22 protein-coding genes are annotated in these 22,536 nt (G+C 44.1%); 16 read left to right on the forward strand and 6 right to left on the reverse strand.

What is annotated here, in order from left to right:
- From QBE54_RS03525 to QBE54_RS03550, 6 genes are read left to right on the forward strand one after another with little or no spacing between them, the layout of a single operon-like run.
- A complete protein-coding gene (locus QBE54_RS03525; RefSeq protein WP_369018972.1) occupies positions 1-1,299 on the forward strand; it encodes a dihydroorotase in 1,299 nt (432 codons plus the stop codon).
- Complete coding sequence (gene pyrF / locus QBE54_RS03530) at positions 1,296-2,219, forward strand: orotidine-5'-phosphate decarboxylase (RefSeq protein ID WP_369018973.1); 924 nt, start codon at positions 1,296-1,298, stop codon at positions 2,217-2,219. The genes QBE54_RS03525 and pyrF overlap by 4 nt, the downstream gene beginning before the upstream one ends.
- Positions 2,216-2,980, forward strand: a complete 765-nt coding sequence (locus QBE54_RS03535) for a hypothetical protein (RefSeq protein ID WP_369018974.1) — start codon at positions 2,216-2,218, stop codon at positions 2,978-2,980. The genes pyrF and QBE54_RS03535 overlap by 4 nt, the downstream gene beginning before the upstream one ends.
- Complete coding sequence (locus QBE54_RS03540; protein ID WP_369018975.1) at positions 2,974-3,882, forward strand: dihydroorotate dehydrogenase; 909 nt, start codon at positions 2,974-2,976, stop codon at positions 3,880-3,882. The genes QBE54_RS03535 and QBE54_RS03540 overlap by 7 nt, the downstream gene beginning before the upstream one ends.
- Positions 3,883-3,887: 5 nt before the next feature.
- Positions 3,888-4,466 carry an orotate phosphoribosyltransferase gene (gene pyrE / locus QBE54_RS03545; protein ID WP_369018976.1) on the forward strand — a complete coding sequence of 193 codons (579 nt, stop codon included), beginning with the start codon at positions 3,888-3,890 and terminating at the stop codon, positions 4,464-4,466.
- Between the two features lie 17 nt (positions 4,467-4,483).
- On the forward strand, positions 4,484-5,680 hold the full coding sequence (locus QBE54_RS03550; protein ID WP_369018977.1) for a M20 family metallopeptidase: 1,197 nt from the start codon (positions 4,484-4,486) through the stop codon (positions 5,678-5,680).
- Between the two features lie 192 nt (positions 5,681-5,872).
- Here QBE54_RS03550 and QBE54_RS03555 read toward each other — a convergent pair whose 3' ends face one another.
- Positions 5,873-7,066, reverse strand: a complete 1,194-nt coding sequence (locus QBE54_RS03555) for an IS110 family transposase (RefSeq protein WP_369018978.1) — start codon at positions 7,064-7,066, stop codon at positions 5,873-5,875.
- Positions 7,067-7,273: 207 nt separating this feature from the next.
- On the opposite strand from QBE54_RS03555, the gene QBE54_RS03560 reads away from it, so the two are divergent.
- The 3 genes from QBE54_RS03560 to QBE54_RS03570 are packed head-to-tail and all read left to right on the forward strand — an operon-like array spanning position 7,274 to position 11,286.
- Positions 7,274-8,608, forward strand: a complete 1,335-nt coding sequence (locus QBE54_RS03560; protein WP_369018979.1) for a hemolysin family protein — start codon at positions 7,274-7,276, stop codon at positions 8,606-8,608.
- Entirely contained in the window at positions 8,583-10,124 is a 1,542-nt protein-coding gene (gene xylB, locus QBE54_RS03565; RefSeq protein ID WP_369018980.1) for a xylulokinase, read from the forward strand. Before QBE54_RS03560 ends, xylB begins: the two co-directional genes overlap by 26 nt.
- Positions 10,114-11,286, forward strand: coding sequence for a hypothetical protein (locus tag QBE54_RS03570; RefSeq protein WP_369018981.1), 1,173 nt, complete (start codon positions 10,114-10,116; stop codon positions 11,284-11,286). Before xylB ends, QBE54_RS03570 begins: the two co-directional genes overlap by 11 nt.
- Here QBE54_RS03570 and QBE54_RS03575 read toward each other — a convergent pair.
- The 5 genes from QBE54_RS03575 to QBE54_RS03595 are packed head-to-tail and all read right to left on the reverse strand — an operon-like array spanning position 11,278 to position 15,304.
- Positions 11,278-12,216 carry a YncE family protein gene (locus QBE54_RS03575; RefSeq protein WP_369018982.1) on the reverse strand — a complete coding sequence of 313 codons (939 nt, stop codon included), beginning with the start codon at positions 12,214-12,216 and terminating at the stop codon, positions 11,278-11,280. The genes QBE54_RS03570 and QBE54_RS03575 overlap by 9 nt on opposite strands.
- 18 nt (positions 12,217-12,234) lie before the next feature.
- Positions 12,235-13,413 (reverse strand): hypothetical protein, encoded by a 1,179-nt coding sequence (locus QBE54_RS03580; RefSeq protein ID WP_369018983.1) that lies wholly within the window; start codon positions 13,411-13,413, stop codon positions 12,235-12,237.
- 12 nt (positions 13,414-13,425) lie between these two features.
- Positions 13,426-14,022 (reverse strand): hypothetical protein, encoded by a 597-nt coding sequence (locus tag QBE54_RS03585; protein ID WP_369018984.1) that lies wholly within the window; start codon positions 14,020-14,022, stop codon positions 13,426-13,428.
- Positions 13,994-14,488 (reverse strand): hypothetical protein, encoded by a 495-nt coding sequence (locus QBE54_RS03590; protein WP_369018985.1) that lies wholly within the window; start codon positions 14,486-14,488, stop codon positions 13,994-13,996. The genes QBE54_RS03585 and QBE54_RS03590 overlap by 29 nt, the downstream gene beginning before the upstream one ends.
- A gap of 12 nt (positions 14,489-14,500) precedes the next feature.
- Positions 14,501-15,304: an S-adenosyl-l-methionine hydroxide adenosyltransferase family protein gene (locus QBE54_RS03595; RefSeq protein ID WP_369018986.1), complete on the reverse strand. Its 804-nt coding sequence runs from the start codon at positions 15,302-15,304 to the stop codon at positions 14,501-14,503.
- A 159-nt stretch (positions 15,305-15,463) separates the two neighbouring features.
- On the opposite strand from QBE54_RS03595, the gene QBE54_RS03600 reads away from it, so the two are divergent.
- The 7 genes from QBE54_RS03600 (at position 15,464) to QBE54_RS03630 (ending at position 22,535) form a co-directional block, all read left to right on the forward strand.
- The gene (locus QBE54_RS03600) at positions 15,464-15,976 is read left to right on the forward strand and encodes a Gx transporter family protein (RefSeq protein WP_369018987.1); all 513 of its coding nucleotides are present in this window, start codon (positions 15,464-15,466) and stop codon (positions 15,974-15,976) included.
- A 78-nt stretch (positions 15,977-16,054) separates the two neighbouring features.
- Entirely contained in the window at positions 16,055-16,552 is a 498-nt protein-coding gene (gene greA, locus QBE54_RS03605) for a transcription elongation factor GreA (protein WP_369018988.1), read from the forward strand.
- Between the two features lie 4 nt (positions 16,553-16,556).
- The gene (gene lysS / locus QBE54_RS03610; RefSeq protein WP_369018989.1) at positions 16,557-18,035 is read left to right on the forward strand and encodes a lysine--tRNA ligase; all 1,479 of its coding nucleotides are present in this window, start codon (positions 16,557-16,559) and stop codon (positions 18,033-18,035) included.
- 77 nt (positions 18,036-18,112) lie between these two features.
- Positions 18,113-18,604: a CtsR family transcriptional regulator gene (locus QBE54_RS03615; protein WP_369018990.1), complete on the forward strand. Its 492-nt coding sequence runs from the start codon at positions 18,113-18,115 to the stop codon at positions 18,602-18,604.
- On the forward strand, positions 18,594-19,073 hold the full coding sequence (locus tag QBE54_RS03620) for a hypothetical protein (protein ID WP_369018991.1): 480 nt from the start codon (positions 18,594-18,596) through the stop codon (positions 19,071-19,073). The genes QBE54_RS03615 and QBE54_RS03620 overlap by 11 nt, the downstream gene beginning before the upstream one ends.
- A 14-nt stretch (positions 19,074-19,087) precedes the next feature.
- Complete coding sequence (locus QBE54_RS03625; RefSeq protein WP_369018992.1) at positions 19,088-20,086, forward strand: hypothetical protein; 999 nt, start codon at positions 19,088-19,090, stop codon at positions 20,084-20,086.
- On the forward strand, positions 20,079-22,535 hold the full coding sequence (locus tag QBE54_RS03630) for an ATP-dependent Clp protease ATP-binding subunit (protein WP_369018993.1): 2,457 nt from the start codon (positions 20,079-20,081) through the stop codon (positions 22,533-22,535). The genes QBE54_RS03625 and QBE54_RS03630 overlap by 8 nt, the downstream gene beginning before the upstream one ends.
- Position 22,536 lies beyond the last annotated feature (1 nt).

Consider the following 22,536-nt stretch of genomic DNA (forward strand, 5'->3'; position numbering starts at 1 on the left):
ATGAAGCGGATTCTTATTAAAAGAGGAACTCTGGTTCTGGTGGATAAGGGTGTTTTGGCTGACAGAGACCTGTTAATTGAAGGCAACCGCATTGTGCGAATAGATCGGGGAATTCAGGATCCACAGGCATACGTTATCGATGCTTCTGGTTTTTTGGTTGGACCGGGATTGGTCAATATGCATGTCCATTTTCGGGAGCTTGAAAACAGTGCTGGGGGAGATGGTTTACTTGCTGAGATGCGCGCTGCTTTAAAGGGTGGCTTTACAACTATTGTGGTTATGCCTAATACCAATCCCCCTCTCGATGAGCCTTTAGTCGTGCGCTATCTTGGTTACCGGTGTCGAGAAATAGGACTCGTAAATGTTTATCCTGCTGGTGCAATAACCAGAGGGCTTGAGGGACAAAAGATGAGTGAAATAGGGCTTTTGAAGCAAGCAGGTGCTGTTGCGTTCAGCGATGATGGTAAAAGCGTGATGGATTCTCATCTTCTGTATTTAGCCTTGATGTACGCGAAATATTTTGATGTTCCTTTCATCCTCCACGAGGAAGACATCTCGGTAAGCGGGGAAGGACAAATTCACGAAGGAGCAGTTGCTTTCCGCAGGGGTTTGAAGGGCATTCCCCGGGTTGCTGAAGATTCTTTGATAGCCAGAGATCTCGTGATTGGCTATTATACTGGGGCCAGAGTCCACTTCACCCATGTGTCAACTTATTTTGCTGTCGAGTTACTGCGCTGGTTTAGGGATAAAGCATTGATAAGTGCTGATGTGACTCCTCATCATCTCTTGTTGACTGAAGAAGCTGTGGACCGAGAGGGAGTTTTTGCCAAGGTAAAACCACCTTTGCGTGAAAAGCGTGATGTTGAAGCTCTTAAAGAAGGCATTCGAGACGGTGTGATAACGGTTCTTGCTTCTGATCATGCTCCTCATAAAGGGAAAAGTAAAGAGATGGTTTTTTCTGAGGCAGCATTTGGTATTTCAAACCTGGAGATAGCCTTTCCGCTTTACGTTAAAGCTCTGGTTGATGAAGGTGTTTTGGATTGGGTTGGTTTGTGGAAAAGGATGAGCTTGAATCCTATGCAAGTTTTGGGTATGCCGGAAAAAGGTTTTCTTGCTGAAGGAGCCGAAGCCGATGTGACTGTTGTCGATCCGGAAACGGAATGGGAAGTCAATATTGAAAACTTTGAATCTCAGGGCAGAAATTGTCCTTTTAATGGCTGGTCTCTCCGTGGATGGCCAGTGTACACTATTGTAGGTGGTAAAATTCTTATGAGAGAGAGGAGCATTTTAGAGCCATGAATTTTGCTGACCAAGTTTGCAAAGTTGTCGAAATGAAGGGACCTCTGGTAGTGGGCATGGATCCCCATCTTGAGTTGTTGCCTCCTTATCTTCTCGAGAAGTGGTTGCGAGAAAGAGGCAATAATTTGCAGGCGCTTGCTTATTGCGTCATGGAGTTTGGAGAACTAATTATTGAAGCTATACATGATATCGTTGGATTTGTGAAGTTTCAAATGGCTTTTTATGAATTGCTTGGAGTTCCTGGTTTGATGGTTCTGAAAAATCTGGTTGATCGTGCCAGAGAAAAAGGGCTTACGGTAATACTCGATGGCAAACGGAACGATATTGCCAGCACGGCTGCCTGCTATGCCAGAGCATATCTTTCGGGGATAGAATATCCTCTGGAAAGAAGTATTCCTTCTTTCTGGGATGTAGATGCTTTGACTGTCAATCCTTACTTTGGTGAAGATGGACTTACGCCTTTTTTTGAAGAAGCCAAAAAGGTTAACAAGGGGCTGTTTGTAGTGTGTCGTACCACCAATCCTTCGGCTCCTTTCCTACAGGATGAAGGGAGAGAAGAAAAGGTTTATTTTAAAGTTGCCCGCTTAGTAGAGCGCATGGGCGAAAAAACGATTGGGGATTCAGGCTTCAGTTCGGCAGGCATAGTGGTGGGTGCTACCTATCCGGAGGATTTGAGAATGCTGAGGACAGAATTTCCTTCTTTGCTCTTTCTGATCCCTGGGGTGGGTGCCCAGGGTGGTGGGCTGGAGCCATTACGGTTTGCTTTTCGCGATGATGGGATGGGTGCACTGGTCAATGTTTCTCGAGGAGTGCTTTTTGCCTATCGTGAGAGTGGAAACTCGGATGGCAGAGGCTTCGAGAGATTGGCCAGAGCAAAGAGCATTGATTACCAGGAGAGGCTTAGGGAACTTCAGCGATGAGCGAAGCCAGGATTGTGGAGAAAAGAAAATTGGGTGAGGATTATATTTATTTCGTTTTGCGAGAACCTGTCATTGCTTCGCTGGCTTCGCCGGGGCAGTTTGTTATGGTAAAAGCAGGTGAGGGTTGGGATCCGCTATTGCGCAGGCCTTTGGGCATACTCTGGGCAGAGGATGAGCATTTTGCCCTGCTTTTTAAGGTGGTAGGAAGAGGTACTGGTATTTTAAGGAATCTGGACTGTGGAAATTGGTTGGATGTAATCGGCCCTCTGGGGAATTCTTTTTCCTGGAATGATAACGGACCCTTTCTCCTGATTGCTGGAGGACGAGGGTTGGTCCCGATTTATTTTCTGGCTCATGCTCTTTTTAAGAGGAGTTTACCCTTTGTTTTCTGTGTTGGTTTTAAGGTGAAAGAGGAATTGGATTTACTGCAACTTTTAGAAGGGAAAAACTGGAACGTTGCTGTGGCTTGCGAAGAAAAAGATGAAAAGGTTTTTTGTGGAACAGTGCTCGATGTTGCCAGGATGCAACTAAGACAGAACTCTTTTTCCAAAATTTATGTTTGTGGACCTCATGATTTGCTACACTCAATGGCGGTGGATGCCGAGTTTGCAGGTCTGCCGATTGAAGCTTCTTTTGAGGCACTTATGGGTTGTGGTTATGGGTTGTGTTTGAGCTGCGTGCTTAGGAAAAAGAGTGGGGAGGGATATTTTCATATTTGTAAGGAAGGACCGGTTATAGCGCTGGAGGAAGTGTCATGGTAGACCTTTCGGTGCGCGTGGGAGACTTGCGCTTGAAGAATCCTGTGGTATTGGCTTCGGGAACCTGTGGATATGGGAGGGAACTCGCTAAATTTATTAACCTGAAAATGGTAGGAGCGATTACTGTGAAAGGGTTGAGTATGGAGCCCTGGCAGGGCAATCCCCCTCCTCGGATACATGAAGTGTATGCAGGGATTCTCAATTCAATCGGTCTTGAAAATAAAGGACTTGAAAGTTTCCTCCGTGAGGATCTCCCGTTTTTCGAAACTATTGAAACCCCTTTATTTGTCAATATCTGGGGTAAAAATGTTAAAGAATATGTGCTTTTAGCCAGAAATCTGGATGCGGTAGAGCGAGTTACAGCTATTGAACTCAATCTTTCCTGTCCCAATGTGGAAAAGGGGGGTGTAAGTTTTGCTCTACAGGAAAAAGTTTTTGAAGAACTGGTGGGGAGGGTCAGGCATTCTTTTACAAGAAAGATAATCGTTAAACTTGGTCCTCAAATTTTTGACCTGGAGAAAGCCATTCAGATTCTCGAAAGGGAAGGTATAGATTTTGTGAGTGCTACCAATTCTTTCCCTGGTCTGGCTGTGAATGTGGATGAACAGCGTTTCGTGTTTTCGAGAAAGGTAGCCGGCTTTTCTGGACCGGCCATTAAACCCCTGGCTTTGAAACTGGTATATGATATAGTTAGTGTGACTCGTTTGCCAGTAATTGGCATGGGAGGTATTGTTTGCTGGAGGGATGCTTTGGAATTTCTGCTAATTGGTGCAAGAGCGATTGGGCTGGGAACTGTAAACCTGATTTATCCCGATGCTGCTCAGCGGATTCTTAAGGGCATAGAGGAATATTTGGACCAGAAAGGGATTTCTTCATTAGAGGCTATCATTGGAAAGGTGAGGTGAACAAGTTGGAAGAAAGAGAAATACTGAATCTTTTTAAGGAAGCGGGGGCTTTTTTGGAAGGACATTTCCTGCTCACTTCGGGACTTCATAGCCCTGTGTATATAGAAAAGTTTCGTCTTTTGCAGTTTCCCCGTTATGTTGAAATTCTGGCACGGGAGATGGTTCAGCGCCTTGGCAATAGAGAAACGATTGAACTGGTAGTGGGCCCTGCAGTAGGGGGCATTGTGTTAGCTTATGAAGTTGCTCGCCAGCTGGGTGTGCGAATGGCGTTTACGGAGCGAGAAGAGGGAAAAATGTGCTTCAGACGGGATTTTCAAATTCGTGAGGGGGAAAAAGTTTTAATAGTGGAGGATGTAGTTACCACTGGGGGATCTCTGCAAGAAGTTGTGAGGGCCGTAGAAGCAGCAAAGGGGAATATTGCAGCTATTAGTGTTCTGGTTGATCGGAGCGGGGGGAAAGTTCAGTTTGATTATCCTTTCTTTCCGCTTTTGCAGATGGAAGTTAAGACCTATTCGGCAGAGGAATGTCCCTTGTGCAAGCAAAAAGTAGAGCTTCAAAAAAGAGGTAGTCGCTATCTCCAATAGTGGGGGTCTTGTAAACTTTGGATTGGAAAGCTGTTCTGGACAGTGAGTTTGATATTTTTGAACCTATTGAACTTGCTCAACAGCTGGTTCGCATCCCCAGTGTTTCTGGTGAAACTGGTGAAGAAGAGATTTCCAGGTTTATTGCCAATTATTTTATAGATCGAAAAATCACTGTGGAGTGGCAGGAAGTAGAAAAGAACCGCGCTAACGTTATTGCCGAGGTAAAGGGGACGCTTGGAGAGGGACCAACGTTGCTTTTCAACGGTCATATGGACACCGTTCCTGTTGGTAGTGGATGGACTTATCCTCCTTTGGGAGGGCAGATTGTTGGAGACAAACTCTATGGGCGTGGTGCATGTGACATGAAAGGTGCGCTTGCAGCTATGATGTATGCTGCTTATACAGTTTCACTTTTTGCTTCTCAGCTCTATGGTAGCTTAAAATTACTTTTTGTAGTGGACGAAGAACGCGACAATCTGGGCATGAAGAGATGGCTTGAAAGTTATCTCAGTAGCAACGAAGTTGTGGATTTTGCGGTGGTTGGCGAACCAACTGGTTTAAACATAAGTCTTGGTCACAGAGGTGTCGCTGCCTATCGAGTTACTGTGGAGGGTAAGGCTTCACATGCTGGATTAGCTGAGGAGGGTGTTAATGCGATTTACATTGCTGCTTCAGTAATTAAAGACATTGAAAGCAAGAATGAGTTGCTTAAAAAACATGCTGACCCCGACCTGGGTTGCCCGAGTCTTATGGTGGGTTTGATTGAAGGTGGGGTTTCGCCCAACGTGGTGCCCGAGCAATGTAGCTTTGAAGTAGACGTTAGAACACTGCCTAATTTTTCTTTAGAAAGCATGGAAAAACTGCTTCAGGATATTGTTGTTGAGGTCAGAAATCGTTCTAATTCGCCTTTTTCGTATCGGATTTCTCAAACGGTGCCTCATTTACCTCCGGCTAAGGTGTCCCGGGATCTCCCAGCAGTTGAGGTGCTTGCCCGGTCTATTTCTCAGATTCCTGGAGAGATTCCCATTTTTGCCCCCTTTCCCGCTTCTTGTGAGGCGTCTTTCCTGTTTAACGCAGGCATTCCCACTGTTATCTTTGGTCCCGGTAGAATTGTTGAGGCCCATTCTGCCAATGAGTTTGTTTCTACCTCGCAAATTGTTACAGCCAGTATGATATATGCTCTGTTGGCATTGCAATTTTTAGGTGGCGATTAATACGTTCTTGTTTACGGAAATGCCTGTTATAATGTATGACGTGGAAATAGCAAGATTTGTGAGGGTTAACAATGTTTTGTTTGGTAAGGGTGGCTTTTGCAAGGATTTTTAAATTTTTATCCAGAAAAGTACCAGGTGTGGAAGATTTGCTCTATTTGCACGCGTTTAGTTCTTAATTTTTAGAGGAGTCAACTATAAATAATGATTAACTGGAACAAATTTTTCACCTTTCCTGAGCATGGCAAAGATAACTCTCAACAGCTTGTTACAGAGGGCAATCATGGCTTTTCTGTGGGGCATTCCCTCACCTCTCTTTTTCAAGTAATAAGCTCTGAAGTACTCATTGCAGCGCATAACTCCACTTGCCATGAGATAGAGACATCTCCGCAAAGACTTAGAGCCCTTCTTGCTGATTCCACCTCGAGCATACCGGGAACCAGACTGTCTGATAGAAGGGTCAATACCTGCATAGGCAGCCAGTTTCCTTCGGTTCTCAAACCTGTGTATATCCTTGACTGCAGCCAGAAAATGAGCCGAGGTGATATCACTGACTCCTTTGATGGATTTGAGGAGTTCCAAGTTGTCTTTCTGGTTCTTTTGGATTTCCTCGATGAACTGCCTGGTAATCTCCTGGAGCTTCTGGTTGAGGAACCGGAGCATCTCCACTTCATGTTTGATGATCAGGGCATAGTTGGTGGTGGAGGTACCGATGGAATCTCTGGCAAGTTCCAGGAACTGTTCAGCACTGAGAGATGGTTTTCTTCCTCTTGCTTTGAGCTTTCTGAAGACAGCTTTCACTCTACCTGGGGAGGTTTTGAGAACCGAATGGGGAGTGGGGAATTCTTCAAGTACCGAGAGCAGGAAATCGGTGAAGATGTTGTAGTGAGCCACCAGTTCTGGGAAGACCACCACCAGATGTTGTTTGAGCTGGGTCTTGGTTCTGGCAATCTGTTGAGTGAGGCTTTCCCTCACCCTGGCCAGGGCAGCCAGGTCATCCAGCTTGTCAGGGATGAAGTGAGGAATCACTTCCAGGTTTTTGAGCAGAAACCTGGCGATGGTGAGAGCATCAATGCGGTCAGTTTTGGTATTGTGCAGGGTGATGCCCTGAGAGAATTTCTTGATGAGGGCGGGGTTGATGAGTGCCACCGGGTACTGGTTGGTAATCAGGAAGGCCAGGAGGTTAAGATGGTAACTCCCAGTAGACTCCACACCAATCAGGGAGTTGGGATAGGAGCTAATAAGCTGGCTGAGGGCAGTGAATCCCTCCAAGTTCATATTCAGTTGACCTTCACTGAGCACCTGCAAAGAAGCATCGATGATTACATAGTTGAACCTGTCCCTGGAAACATCAATGCCTATGAAATACTGCCAGGAGTTTTTGTTCATGGCCAGACCTCGCAAAAGTTATTTTTGGTTTTTCGCCCCAAGTCCTATCTCCCGCTTGACAGTGGCTTATTAGCCAAATCAACCAATAGGGACTTTAGGGACGGGGAACAGACTCCTCTTGAAGCTCTAAGGCTTAGGATAGCAGTGGTTCTCTGTCCCTTTTAAGTTTATACCATAATTATTCGTAGGAGGCCTGAGGAGTAAAAAATGGAATATTTGGGTATGATTTTTCTTATTCTCATTTTGATCGCCATCAATGCTTTTTTTGCGGCTTCCGAAATTGCCATTATTTCGGTTCGCAAGACCATGTTACGCACCTTAGGGGAGAAAAAAGCGGGTGCTACCAGGTCTGTGGAACGCTTGTTGCAAAAACCAAGCGAGTTTCTGGCAACCATCCAGGTAGGTGTTACGCTGGCTGGGTTTTTTGCCAGTGCTACTGGAGCGATATCTCTGGCCCAGGATTTGGGAGAAAAACTCGAAAAAAGTGGTTTGCCCCTTCTGGAAACTGCTGGCAAGGAAATAGCTTTTGTTCTGGTTACGGTGATTATTTCTTTTATTACTCTGGTTTTAGGAGAGTTAGTTCCTAAAAGAATTGCACTTGCTAATCCGGAACGAATTTCCTTTTTAGTTGCTCGGCCCATTGAAGCTCTCTCGCTGGTTTTTCGCCCGGTGATTGTTGTTCTTTCCTTTTTTACTGACTCTATTTCCAAGTTTTTGGGGATAAGTCAGGATAAAATAGGGTTGGTTACCGAGGAGGAGCTCAAAATATTTCTCTCAGAACAAAAGGCACTTCCACCCGAAGAAAGGCAGTTAATTAATGAGGTTTTTGACTTTGGTGACACCATGGCTTATGAAGTGATGACCCCTCGAACCGACATTGTTGCTGTTGATGAAGAAGCTACCGTTAAAGACGTTCTGGAGGTTTTTAGAAAGAATCACTATTCGAGAATACCGGTTTTTCGTGAAGACATCGACCACATTGTGGGATTTGTTCATATTAAAGATATTCTGGTGCTTTATGAAGAGGGTATGTTGGACAAAAAAGTTAAGGAAATATTGCGCCCGGTTTACTTTGTTCCGGCTACCAAGAAAGTTATAGAACTTCTGCGTGAGATGCAACGTCGGAGAGTACATATGGCGATTGTTCTTGATGAGTATGGAGGTACAGCAGGTCTGGTTACCATTGAGGACCTTCTTGAAGAGCTGGTTGGTGAGATACGCGATGAACACGACCGAGAAGCTGCTCCCTACCGTAAAGTTGGTGAAAATGAGTATTTGGTAGATGCTTCCATTCAAATAGAGGAGTTAAACGAACTTTTGGGTCTTGACATACCGGAGAGCGAGGAGTTCGAATCTATTGGTGGCCTGGTGATGGAACTCCTGGACAAGGTACCTGAAGAGGGGGAAGTGGTCAAAATTGGTAGATATTTGCTTAAGGTGGAAAGAATGCGGGGTAAGCGGATTATTACCTTAAGATTGATTGTGGAAAGCGACGAAGAGGAGGGAAAAGAGGAGAATGTCAAAACTGATACTCGCCCATGATTTGGGTACAACTGGTGACAAGGCAAGTATTTTTGATGCAGAGGGGAAGTGTCTGGCAAGCACCGTATATCAGTATGAAACGTATTTTCCTGACTCGCTCTCTGTGGAGCAGGACCCTCGTGATTACTGGAAAGCTGTTGTTTGCTCTACGCAAAAGTTACTCTCGCAAGGCAAGTTTGGGCCACAAGATATTGGGGTAGTCACCTTTTCAGGCCAGATGATGGGCGCTTTGCCTGTGGATGAACATGGAAATCCTTTGTATCGCATCCTTATCTGGGCAGACCGCAGGAGTGTTAGCGAGGTAGAATGGATTAGAAGGCGAATTAGTGAAAATACCATATACGAGATAACTGGGCATCGCTTAAGCCCTAACTATTCACTGGCTAAAATCTTGTGGATACGCAACAATTTGCCCGACGTTTACCGCAAGGCACATAAATTTCTTCTGGCTAAAGATTACGTAGTCTTTAAACTTACTGGTCGCTGGGCTACTGATTTTTCTGATGCTTCAGGGACCAATATGTTTGACCTTAGGAAAGAAGACTGGTCAGAAGAAATTCTGGAAGCAGTAGAGTTGCCAATAGAAAAACTTCCTCCGGTTTTTCCTTCCACAGAGGTAATTGGTGAAATAACCAGCGAGGCTTCTCAGGAAATTGGACTTTTGCCGGGAACCCCGGTGGTCATTGGTGGGGGCGATGGTTCTTGCGCAGCTTGTGGAGCAGGTGTGGTTCAGGAAGGCCAGGCTTACGCGTATCTTGGTTCTTCTTCCTGGATTGCACTTGCCTCTCGTGAGCCTATCTACGACCCCCAGAAAAGGACTTTTACATTTCATCATTTGATCCCTGGTCTTTACATGCCTACTGGAACCATGCAAGCTGCTGGTGCTTCTTACCAGTGGTGTCGGGATACTTTGTGTGATAGAGAAAAACAATTATCTGCGGAATGGGGAATAAGCCCTTATGAAATAATGAACCTGGAAGCTCGGCGAGTACCTCCAGGTTCTGAAAAGCTGCTTTTTTTGCCGTATCTTATGGGTGAGCGAGCTCCCTGGTGGAATCCCCATGCTCGAGGAGCTTTTATAGGTCTAACTCCTCGTCATCGCAAGGCACACCTTGTCAGAGCGGTTCTTGAAGGAGTGAGTTTTAACTTAAGGATTATTCTTGATGCTTTCAGGGAACAAGGGATTCAAATAGATAGCATGCGGATTATCGGAGGTGGTGCGAAGGGGGATTTCTGGGCTTCGTTGCTTGCCAGCATGTTTGGGATGGAAGTTTTGCGACCAGCACTGATTGAGGAAGCTACTTCCTTGGGTGCAGCTATAGTTGGGGGTGTAGGGATAGGTATTTTTCCAGGGATTGAGGCTGTGAGAGATTTGCTTGAAATTAAAGATTGTTTCCTTCCCAAGGAGGAAGAGTCCCAGGTTTATGAAAGGCTATACCCGGTTTTCAAACAATGTTATCTTTCCCTGGTAGAAGTTTATGAATCTTTAGCGTCTCTTGGTCAAGATGAAAGATAGTGAAAGACATTTGTTGATTATTTCCAACGGTCATGGTGAAGATAATATCGGGGCACTTCTTTCTGATAAGCTTCGCGAAGTCTTAGAAGGCGAAATCCCGGTGAAGGCCTTACCTCTGGTTGGGAAGGGGATTGCCTATTTAGAAAGAAACGTAGAAATCGTTGCTTCTTTCCCCAGTTTGCCCAGCGAGGGACTTGCCAAGTACGGGGTTTTAAATTTCTTCAGAGATCTTAAGGCGGGGCTCGTTGATCAGCTCAAAAAACAAATAAGGCTTTTGAGCGAAATTAAGGAAAAGATTTGGTTATCTTTGTGTGTTGGAGACGTATTTCTGGCCTATCTGGTTTTTTTGGGATTGAAAAGAAGAGTTTTTCTTTTGCTTGTGGGAAGAACGGTGCGTACGAGGCCTTTTTCCGTTTTTGAAAAGAATATTTTGAAAAAGTGCACCCAACTGATATGGACCAAAGATGAGGAAACCTATCGGGCTCTTTCGAGTTTTCTCCCCCAAGCTGTTTATGTGGGCGATCCCATTATGGACCTTGGTGGAGATTCTTTCTGTGAACAGGGCTTTTTTTGGCGAAAGAAAAGTGGCTTTCGGGTAGTTATTTTACCTGGCAGCAGGAATCAGCAGCTTGAAAAACTTTCCGTGCTTCTTGAGGCCGTTTTTCTGGTTTCTCAAGAAGCTTCTGTTGAATGGGTTCTGGTAAAAGCTCCAAACCAGAGTCTGGAAGAGCTAGTTGCTTTCGCACCTGATTGGTATTGCGACGGGGATTGTTTTTGGAAGAAAGGTGTGCCAGTAAGAATTTTTTGTGGGCCGGTTGCCAGTGTGGCGAAAGGAGCAGATCTGGTAGTCGGTTTTGGGGGTACTGCAAACCAGATATGTGCGGGTTTGGGGGTCCCTGTGCTGGCGGTGGGTGGTAAGGAAAAAAAGTCCCAAAAGAAAATTTTGGGAGAAGCTGTAAAAGTGGTGCTGCCGGAGGTAAAAGCTATCAAAGAAAATCTTCTGTGCTTGCTTAACGATTCCGAAAAGAGAGCCGAAATGAGCCGTATTGGGCGAGAAAGAATGGGTTCACCCGGCGCTTTGGACCGCATTGCTGGTCAGATTAAAGAGTTGGTAAGGGCAGAGGGTGCTGTGGAAATCCCTCTGCCCGGCCAATCAAGGTAAATTTACGACTTCGATACTGGCTTCATCATTGTTAATAACAAAAAGTTTATTTCCCTCTGGAGATATGGCCATGGCCCAGGGTTTAAAGTCAAGGTTAATTTCCTGAAGAACTGTTGTTTCTTCGAGGTCGATTATGCTCAAACTTCGAGAGCCATTGTTTGACACGTAAGCGTATTTCCCATCTGGAGAGATTTCCACAAACCAGGGCCACTCTCCCACACTGATTGAATCCACTGCGTTCAAGTTTGGGATGTCAACAATGGTTATCGTGTTGGATTCGCTATTGACTACTACAGCAAGGTTACCAGAAGGAGTTATTTTAATATCCCAGGGAGCTTGGCCGGTAGGTATTTTCTTGATTTCTGACCAGGCAGTGGTATCAATTACTGAGAGGCTTGCTGATCCAGAATTAGCTACAAAAACGTATTTTTTGTCAGGGGAGACGGCTATTCCGTAGGGAGCTGTTCCAACTTGGACTTGTTTGGTAATCTGCTGGCTTGCTATATCTATTATCAGCAAGCTGTTGTTTATCCAGTCACTTACTAAAAGAGTTTGATCATCGAATAGAGCCGCATTTTGGGGTAAGGCTTCCAGAGCTATTTCAGCGGTTTCACTGAAATTGAGAAGATCGATTACCGAGACACTGTTTGACCTGTAGTTAACGACGTAGGCGGTTGAACCGTCACTTGATAGGGCGATACTCTGGGGACCCATCCCGGTTTCGACTTGGGCTTTTTCGGAAAGAGTGTCGACATCCAGTAGGGAAAGAACGTTTGAATCAAAAAGTGTTACCAAAAGAGTGTTTCCATCAGTGGACAAAGAAAGGTTGGATGGAGTACCGTCCAGAATAGTTCCACCCCATGACACGCCGCAGGACAAAAAACAGAAAATCGTGATCCATAGTAACAATACTGAAAGTTTTCTGTTCACCTCAAAAACCTCCTTTGATTAAGAAAATTTTTCTTCCCAGTGGGTTAGCCTGAAAACACCGTTAGGATTAAGTGGTGGAGGATTATCCAGAAGGTCTACATTGTAAACTATGTCTGCGTTGCCTGTAAACTTGATTTCTTCACCCACCACAGATCCAAATATTTGCGAGTTACCAGCTATTTTTATGGTCCCGTTAGGAGCAAAAAAAACACCGGTTACTTCTCCATTTCCGTTGATTGTGGATTCTCCATCGCTCAAGCTTACAAAAGCTACCGAAGCAGGCTGGTTTAAAACATGCTCCATGTTGCCATTAAGAGTAATTGTCCCTTCCACAATAAAAATCCCTTGTCCTTTAACGGACGCATTGCCGTTTATGTGCAAATTGCCCCGTATATATACCACTGCATTATTTTCAAGAGTTATGTGGGTGTTGCCGGTAAGGTGCAGGTTCCCGTCGATGAAAGTATTACTAAGGTTGAGATTATTATTCCCGGAGTAGGTGAGGTCGTCAGAGTAGTTAGTACCACTTTGGGCTTTGTTCATCCAGGTTATTCGCATTTCTTCTGTGACTTCTGGTATTTCCTGATAATATGCTTCACCTTCCAGGATTCCCTGTTCAATGGTTGCATTGCCTCGAATGGTTACTGTACCATAGGCTGAAATTGCTGCACCTGAGATATATGTGTTGCCCTTTGCTTCGATATCGTGGTGGGCATATACGTTGCCATGTATTTTGTTTTCATCAGAGCTTCTGATGAGGGAATTTCCAGTTAGTTCCAAATCCGTTTCTGAAGCCAATGCATTGCGAAAAACTGCTGGCATGGAAGGTTCTTCTTCAAAGTTGCAGGTTATAGTTTTGGCAATTCCTGATGAGATACCAACAAAGTCCATAGTGTCCGAGGGTATTTTGGGGTACTTAAAAGTAAAGTCTTCTATCTGAAAAACGTAATTGCTTTCTTCTTCCCCCACTTTGTTAGTTGAAATGTCGATGCCATTGTTTTTTTTGTATAGGAAATCTTCAATGCCAGCTTCAGCGGCATAAAGAGCTTGTAACTGACGAGCAGCAATGAGGGCTTTACGATATCCGGAAGTGGTGAGTGTCGATGCTGCACCAAGAATTATTGCCACTGCTCCCACGAGCGCAAGTACTGCCACCATTACTGAGCCATGTTCCTTGGGCAAAAATTTTTTTCTCATCTTTTCACCTCCTTACGCGGGAAGAGGGTTGCGTACGGTTACTGAGGTGTGAAAATATCTTATTCTATTTCCCAGAACTACTCCTACTTCTATACTGATTTTCTGAGAAGTCCTCTCTACTTCGAGAGAATAAATGTTATCTATTAACACAGTTGATTTGACGAGAGAAGATTCTCGGTAAATGCTTTTTTGAAGCATATATACTTTTTCGCCTTTATCTTCCCACAGGTTTTTGTTGAGCACAATCTCGTATCGCACTTCCAGATTTTCACTTTCCTCCTCAGGGTCGGGAATAAAAAGGGTGAAGAGAAGGAAAGGCTGAGGATTTTCTTCTTCAATTTGGGAGTCAAAATAGTTGATGTCTCCTCCCTCTGAATTTATGTTCACTAACAGGGCGTTACGAACTTCCTGTGAAATGCTTTTAAGCAAAAGATTTACTTGGTCTACAGAAATCTGCTTAAAGGTGGTACTCCGACTTTGCCGATTAGCCAACAACAGAAACTGGTATAGTGCTCCCAAAATCAACCCTAAGGCAGCTATTATCAGAAGTAGTTCAATCATAGAGAGCCCATGTTCTCTGTTATTCCGAGCTCGAAACAATGTAGTCATTAAGTCCTCCTTTTACAATATAAGTAGCTACCTTAAAACTTCGCTCCTGTCCAAGTTGGCTTGTCGGTTCTTTCCAGGTTAAATTAACCACCAGTTTAATTTTGTCTTCTGCTTCCCGGGTAAAACTGAGATAAGAATTTTCAAGTATGCCGGGTAGTAAGGAGAGATCTGGCGCTGGATTGTCTCCATCCCAGAAGTTGGCTAAATCCAGCTCTAAACTGGGATTTTCTTCCAGGTTGTAGGTATCGACTATTTCCTGGAAACTTTTGCTTCTCAGATAATCCATAATGTTCTGGGCGACAGTTGTAGCCGCAAGAAGTGCTTGAGCAGAATGTTGGGTAGAAGTTGTTTGCCACAGGAGAAAAGCGAGAGCACTTACCGCGAAGACTACAATAGAGATAATAAGTATAACTTCAATTAACGAGGAGCCCCGTTCTGGTGAAAAGCATTCTTTTGGATTTAACATGCCCTTCCTCCTCTATTGAGGAAGATGAATTTGCACTTTTGCTCCTGCTTCTGCCTTCAGTCTTTCTCGAGCATTTCCTTGATTGACGGCTATTTCCAGAAAACCCGAACTATCTCCATGGATCAGGATTTCACCTTGAGGAATGCTACCGTAAGTTGGTGCATAGTGTACTGTGTATATCTCACCACTTATATATATCGGCAATTTTTGATAAAACTTTAGTCCTTTTTGAGTAAAAAGCCAGGTTTCTGGAATGTTGGTTTCTATGTTGCCAAAGCGGTCAAAAAAGGCAATTTCACCAGTGATTTTACCTTTTTCAAGTCGTGGTTTCTGGTAATCGAGTAAAGTAATTTCTGGAAGAAGAGGTCCAAAGTTTTCAAGAGGCATGCCTTTGCTTAGGAACGCAGCGCAGGGGGCAAATATATCTCTTCCGTGAAAGCTGGTTGATGGTTGCTTTTTGTAAAACAGGTCGGCGTTGGCAAGCTCCCTTATCTCAAGGATGGTATCTTCTTCTGCAACAAGGGTGAATAACCCATTATCTGGACCTACAAAGAAGTAGCCGCTCTGGGTGGAAAAAGCTATTGCTTTTCTTTCGGTGCCTACACCATGGTCAACAACCGTCAGGAACACCGTTCGAGGTGGAAAGTCTCTATATGCTCTGTAAAGCACGTGCATTGCCTCTCGAACACAGAAAGGTTCAATCTCATGGGTGAGATCGATGACCTTCGCTTCTGGGTTGATGGAATGTATAACTGCTTTACATACTCCTACGTAATAGCTTTTTAATCCCCAGTCCGAAAGGAAAGCAATGAGCATCTTTTTCTCCTTCAGGGAGACTTATCCATTCTTTGCTGGATAAAAAATTTTACCACTTGCTTTGAGTTGGAAAAATCGAATTTAAAAGCTCGACTTAAGTTTTTCAAAAAGTTTTGTGCGATAATAGTCGAAGTAGATTTGGTTTGTGTTTTATTGGAAATGAGTTCCTGGAACAGCGGAAAAGTAGTTTATCTGGGCATCTTCACCGGTATTGCCATTGCACTGCATATCCTGGAAGGTAGCTTTTCTCCTTTGCTTCCTGTACCAGGAGCAAAAGTGGGATTGGCTAATATTGTTACCTTATTCGTATTTTTTATAGTTGGCCCCCGTGATGCCCTATTAGTTTTATTGCTCCGTATACTGGTGGGTAATCTTTTGGGAGGTACTTTTTTAAATGTTGGTTTCTTTCTGAGTGTGAGTGGAGGACTTAGCAGTTTTCTGGCTCTTTGTGTTCTTTCAAAGAGAATGCATTCGGTTGCTGTTCTCAGTGTGATTTCAGCGGTGGTCCACAACCTTGTTCAGCTTTTGGTAGCCTTTTCGTACATAGAGAGCAGAGCCATATTCCTGTATTTACCCCTTCTTGTTTTTTCGGGGGTGACTTTTGGGTTTTTTTGCGGCTATGCTGGTGCTTTTCTCATAAGTGTCTGGCGTCAACGCTTTGCTGGAAACTGAGACTATCTCTTGACAATGAGAGAGGCTTTCTATATGGTATTCTGAAAGTTGATAAGCCGTTTTAGGAGGCGTAAGGTAATGGAAAAGAAAATCAGTGATGGAAAAGTCATCCTGACCCGTAAGGGTTATGAAAAACTTGAGGAAGAACTTAAGTTTCTCAAGTCTGTGAAACGCAAGGAAGTAGCTGAGAAGATTCAGCACGCTCTCTCTTTTGGAGATTTGAGTGAAAACGCGGAGTATGAAGAGGCAAAGAATGAGCAGGCTTTTATAGAAGGAAGAATACTTGCTCTTGAGGAGAAGTTACAGAGGGCAATTATTGTTGAGGATACCGAGGAAGATGTTGAAAAGGTGCATCTTGGGGTAAGGGTTTTTCTGAAAAATCTTAATCGAGGTACTGAAACTGACTATACCATAGTTGATTCAGTGGAAGCCAACCCTTCGGAGAAAAAAATTTCTTTTGAGTCACCCCTTGCGCAGGCTCTTCTTGGTAAGAAGCGGGGTGACATAGTTGAACTAAAAGTGCCGGCCGGTGTAGTCAGATACCAGATTCTGGATATTAAGAAAAGGGGGGAATAGCTCTTTGGCTTCTGCAGGAGAAAATAAGGATCAATCATATCTTGAAAGAGTTGAAAAAATCGACTTTTTTAGAGAAAAGGGTCTGGATCCTTACAATGGTCGTTTTTTGCGGACTCACTCTGTTGCTGAGATAAAGGAACGTGAAGTTGATTTTCTGGACAAAGATATAGAAGTTGGCGTTGCAGGGAGAATAATGGCGCTCAGGCGTCATGGAAAGGCAGCATTTTTTGATCTGCAGGATTCAAGCGGTAGAATTCAGATTTATGCCAAAAAGGATGTTTTGGGAGAGGAAAAATACCTGTTGTTCAGCAAGCTGGATGTGGGAGACCTGGTTGGGGTGAGAGGCCCCGTATTTAAAACCCGTGCTGGGGAACTTACTGTTTTGGCCAAGGATCTTGTGTTGCTGAGCAAGTGCTTGCGTCCTCTTCCCGAAAAGTGGCATGGCCTTAAAGATGTAGAGGTTCGTTACCGCAAACGATATCTGGATTTGATCATGAACGAAAGAACCCGCCAGGTGTTTTTTATCCGTTCCAGAATTTTGAAAGAAATTCGGACTTTTCTTGATCAGAAAGGTTTTCTGGAAGTGGAAACCCCTATGATGCAAGTTATTCCGGGTGGTGCGCTTGCGCGTCCTTTTAAGACTTTTCATAACGCTCTTCAAATGGAACTTTATTTGCGCATTGCACCCGAGTTATTTTTAAAGAGATTGGTCGTGGGAGGATTTGAAAAAGTTTACGAGATTAACCGTAACTTCCGTAACGAAGGTATTTCTACTCGTCATAACCCGGAATTTACCATGCTCGAGCTCTATGAAGCCTATAGCGATTATCAGGGTATGATGGAACTTTGTGAAGAGTTGCTTTCCGCTCTGGTTTTAAAGCTCACTGGAAGTTATGAAATTGTTTACCAAGGCTTGAAGGTTGATTTTACTCCGCCCTGGCGAAAGGTTTATTTGATTGATTTTTTGAGGAAAAAGCTGGGAATTGATGTACTTGAAGCTTCCCTTGATGAACTGAGAAATAAAGCACAGGAGTTGCAAATTGCTTTCGACGATAAATGGGATAGAGGTAAATTTGTTAACGAGTTTTTGGAAAAAGTTGTGCAACCTGAGTTGATTAACCCCACTTTTGTGCTGGATTATCCGGTCGAAATTTCCCCCCTTGCTAAAGCTAAAGCCAGCGATCCGAGAATTGCCGAGCGTTTTGAACTCTTCATTGCTCGAGAAGAATTGGGTAATGCCTACAGTGAGCTAAATGATCCTTTTGAGCAACGAAAGAGATTTGAGCAGCAGCTTTTAAAAAGGGAAGCTGGCGACATGGAAGCGCACTTCATCGATGAGGACTATATAGAAGCGCTGGAGTATGGTATGCCTCCTACTGGAGGTCTTGGAATAGGTATAGACCGTTTGGTAATGATTCTGACCGATTCTCCTTCTATTCGTGAAGTGATTCTTTTTCCGCTCTTGCGGACGCGCTTGGGTTGACAGTTTGGAGAAGTTAGGTATAATGGTATTGGAAGGTCAGGAATAGTCAATAAACAATATGTTAAGAGGGATCGCGAATGAGATCTCTTTGTGACACAATCGAGAAGTACTTAATGAAAATGATAGAGAGTTCACCCGATCAGGCAATCGTTGTTCAGCGGGGTAAGCTTGCTATTGAGTTTGAATGCGCGCCTTCTCAGATTAATTACGTACTGGCAACTCGTTTTAGCGTTGCACGTGGTTTCATAGTGGAGAGCAGGCGTGGGGGTAGTGGCTATGTGCGCATAAAACGGATTACTCTGGATCGATTGGAACCAATCATCAGGTATGTGGAAGAGAGAGACAGAGGTTTGCGGGAAGCGGAAGTGGAGGACTTGGTGGAATTACTGAAAAGGGAAGGATACATTACAGGGCGAGAGGCAGCGCTTATGAAGGCAGCGACAATTAATGCTCTTTCTGGTTTTGGGGAAAGTGATGGTAACCTGGTTGCAGAAAAAAATGTGTTGAGGTCACATATTTTGAGAGAAATGTTGCTTCGGGTTTTGGGATGGAGAGAAGATGAAGTGTAGTCTTTGTGGCCGTTTCGAAGCTTCCATAGCTATTTATGTTGTTAACCATAAGAAAGTGAGAAAAAAACTGTTCTTATGCAAGAATTGTGCTTATAAGGTCTCGGTTGCCTACTTTACCAGCGCTAACTCGCGTGAATCTTCTGATGCCCCCGTTTCTGGATATACTCTTGACATTGCCTCTCAAAGGTGTGATTTTTGCCAGATGAGCTTTGAGGAATTTTTGCGAAACGGTGTTCTGGGTTGCCCTCGTTGCTATGTTTCTTTCAATTCTTTGTTGGAGCCGTACTTGCGTGCCTGCGGTTCTTACCATGTGGGTAAAAAACCCTATCTATGGCTTAGGCGAAAGAAGCTGGAGAAGAATTTTCAAAGACTGAGGGCAGATTTTGAAAAGTGTGTTTCTGAAGAAAATTATGAGCGTGCTAACTACCTTAAGAAAGTCTTGGAACGTTTGCAATCGAAATTAAAATGAGCTTTTTTTCTTCGTTGAAACTTTCTCAAAAGAGTTATTCCAGCCGCTTTGGATGGCAAAGCTGTGCCATGCAAGCAGGAGTTCTATATGTGCGTAATTTGGCTGGTTATCCTTTTGCTTCAGGTGCCAGCAACATATGGAGAGAAGAAGTTGTTTGCAGGTTTCGGGAGATTTTTGAAAAACACCTTGCAAAGAAAGGTTTTAGCTGGCTGTGGCTGGACAAAGAAAGCGAAAAGACTTGCAAGCGTTGGAGAAAAAGTCTTTTTGTGATGCCTGCCTTGCATGATACATCAAGGAATAAAGTTCTGGTTTTTAAAGGAGACCAGGGAATCCTGGTCAATTATTGGGACCATTTCAGAATGTTTGCGGAAACTGAAGATTTCGTCCACCTTCATACCTGTTTTCTTAAAGTTGATCGTTTGGAGAGCTTGCTTGGCAAGCATTTTGAGTTTGCTTTCGATGAAAAGATTGGGTTTCTGACTGCTTTTCCCGAGCAGGCAGGGACTGGTTTGCAAGTAGTAGTGAGGGTGCATCTTCCTGCAATCTCTTTTCTTTATGGAGTCGACAAGCTGTATCAATGGTTAAAAGAGAAAGATGGTATGCTCGTTAGGGGATTTGGTGGTGGAGAAAAGATACTTGCTCATGTTTTTGAAATTTCCAATTATTTCACGCTGGGATTGAGTGAAGGGGAACTGGTGAAAATGATAAAGGAATTTTCCAGTTCTCTTTGTCGTTGGGAAAGAGAGGTTCGCGCTTCATTCCTTTCTGATACCCGGCGCAAGAAAAAGTTGTTGGATAGGATACGGTTTCTCCATTCCCTTTGCTCTAAAGATGATAAACCGGATTTCTTTCTGGAATATGCTTCTCTGTTTTTTTTAGCGCAACAGTTAGGAATAATGGTCGAAGCAGAGGGTTTTAATCTATTGAAAACTGACGCAGTCTATAGAGAGGAGTTTTTGCCAATTCTGAGTTTTTTGAAGAGTAAACGAGGGAGGATTATTCAGTATGTTTGAGAGGTATACTGAGCGAGCAAGAAAAGTCATCATCCTTGCTCAGGATGAAGCAGTACGTCTAAAACACGACCACATTGGTACAGAACATCTTTTGCTCGGTTTGCTTAGAGAGCGAGAAGGCATAGCAGCTAAGATTCTGGATAGTTTTGATATTTCTGCAGAACTGGTCAGAAAAGAGCTGGAAAACTGGGTTCCTCGTTCTGAAACCCAGGGTACTAAGGAAGTGGCTTTTACTCCCCGTGCTAAAAGAGTCTTAGAACTTGCTCTTGATGAGACCAGGAGGCTTGGCCATAACTATGTAGGTACTGAGCATATCCTTCTGGGCATTCTTCGCGAGGGAAGTGGAGTAGGAGCACAGATTCTGAAGCGGTTTGGGCTTGACATAGACACAGTTCGGAGTAAGCTCTACGAAATTTTGAATGAAAGTTCTTCTGCGGAGAGAGATTTTTCGAGTGCTCCTTCGCGTAGGGAGACCAGAACACCAGTTCTTGATGAATTTAGCAGAGACCTTACCCGTATGGCTGAAGAAGGAAAGCTTGACCCGGTGATAGGCCGGGAAAAGGAAATTGAAAGGGTTATCCAGGTTTTGAGCCGCCGTACCAAAAACAACCCAGTGCTGATTGGAGAGCCAGGAGTTGGTAAGACAGCCATTGTGGAAGGTCTGGCTCAAAAACTTATTAAGGGAGAAATACCCGAAGTATTAAAAGGAAAAAGAGTGGTTGCTCTGGATCTTGCTGCAGTAGTGGCAGGGACTAAGTATCGCGGTGAATTTGAGAAAAGGTTGAAGAAAATTATCTCTGAAATTGTTCAGAGCAAAGAAGTTATTCTTTTCATAGATGAAGTGCATACTTTGGTAGGAGCAGGAGCCGCAGAGGGAGCCATTGATGCTGCCAATATCCTTAAACCAGCACTTGCTCGGGGAGAGCTTCAGGCTATTGGTGCAACCACGCTGGTTGAATACAGAAAGTACATTGAAAAAGATTCGGCTCTGGAGCGGAGGTTTCAGCCGGTTTACGTTGATGAACCTTCAGTTGAGGTTACCTTGGACATTCTCAGGGGTATAAAAGATCGTTACGAAGAACATCACAAGGTGGAAATTACCGATGAGGCCATTGAAGCAGCAGTAAAACTCTCTAAGCGATATATTGCGGACCGTTATTTGCCAGATAAGGCGATTGATGTAATGGATGAAGCTTCCTCTCGGGTTCGGTTAAGAACTTCCTTGCTTCCTGAAGACATTAAAGAACTGGAGGAAAAAATAAATGAAGTACGCAAGAGCAAGGAATGTGCGGTTCGTGAACAGGACTTTGAAGAAGCAGCTCGTTTGCGTGATGAGGAGGAACGGTTGAGAGAGGAATACAATCGTCGTAAAGAAAAATGGTTTGAAGAAATTGATGCTTTAAGACCCCGGGTTCTCGCACAGGACATAGCGGAAGTGGTTTCAGCATGGACTGGTATACCTGTGGTAAGGCTTGCTACTGAAGAAAAAGAAAGATTGGTGAATATGGAAGCAGAAATTCATAAGAGGGTTATAGGACAGGAAGAGGCTGTCAAGGTGGTTTGCAGGGCTGTTCGGCGGTCTCGAGCGGGCTTGAAAGACCCTCGTCGGCCTATTGGGTCTTTCCTCTTCTTGGGACCTTCGGGAGTGGGCAAAACAGAGCTGGCTAAAGCTTTAGCAGAGTTCCTTTTCGGCAGGGAAGACTCCCTGATAACTCTTGATATGTCAGAGTACATGGAAAAGTTCACCGTTTCAAGGTTGATTGGCTCACCGCCAGGTTACGTTGGATATGAAGAAGGAGGACAACTTACTGAGAAGGTACGTCGTCGTCCCTATTCAGTTGTCCTGTTTGATGAGATAGAAAAGGCAAACCCAGAGATTTTTAATATCCTTTTGCAAATCATGGAAGAAGGAAGACTTACCGATGCTCAAGGAAGGCCTGTTGATTTTAAGAATACCATTGTAATAATGACTTCTAATCTGGGTGCTCGTTTCATAGCATCGCAGAGGGGCATCGGTTTTGGCGAGAAACGGGAAGGGCTTAGCTACCAGGAAATCAAAGATAAGGTTATGGAAGAGGTTAAAAGGGTCTTTCCTCCAGAATTCCTTAACAGGCTTGACGAGGTAATAGTGTTCAGGCCTTTGAAACAAGATGAAATAGAGCAGATTGTGGATATATTAATGAAAGAGACCGAGGCTCGCTTGAAGGAAAAGGGTATGGAGATTGAATTGACTCCTGAAGCTCGTTCTAAAATTGCTCGTGAGGGTTACGATCCGAACTTTGGAGCTCGTCCATTACGCCGTGCCATTCAGAAACTGATTGAGGATCCGCTTTCGGACCTTATTCTTAAAGGAGTATTTAAAGAAGGAGACAGGATTCTGGTTAGTTGTGAAGAAGATAAACTGCGATTCACGAAGGTTTTGCCGCTGGAGTTAAGCCTGCAGTCCTGAG

Source organism: Thermatribacter velox, assembly GCF_038396615.1.
Lineage (GTDB): Bacteria > Atribacterota > Atribacteria > Atribacterales > Thermatribacteraceae > Thermatribacter > Thermatribacter velox.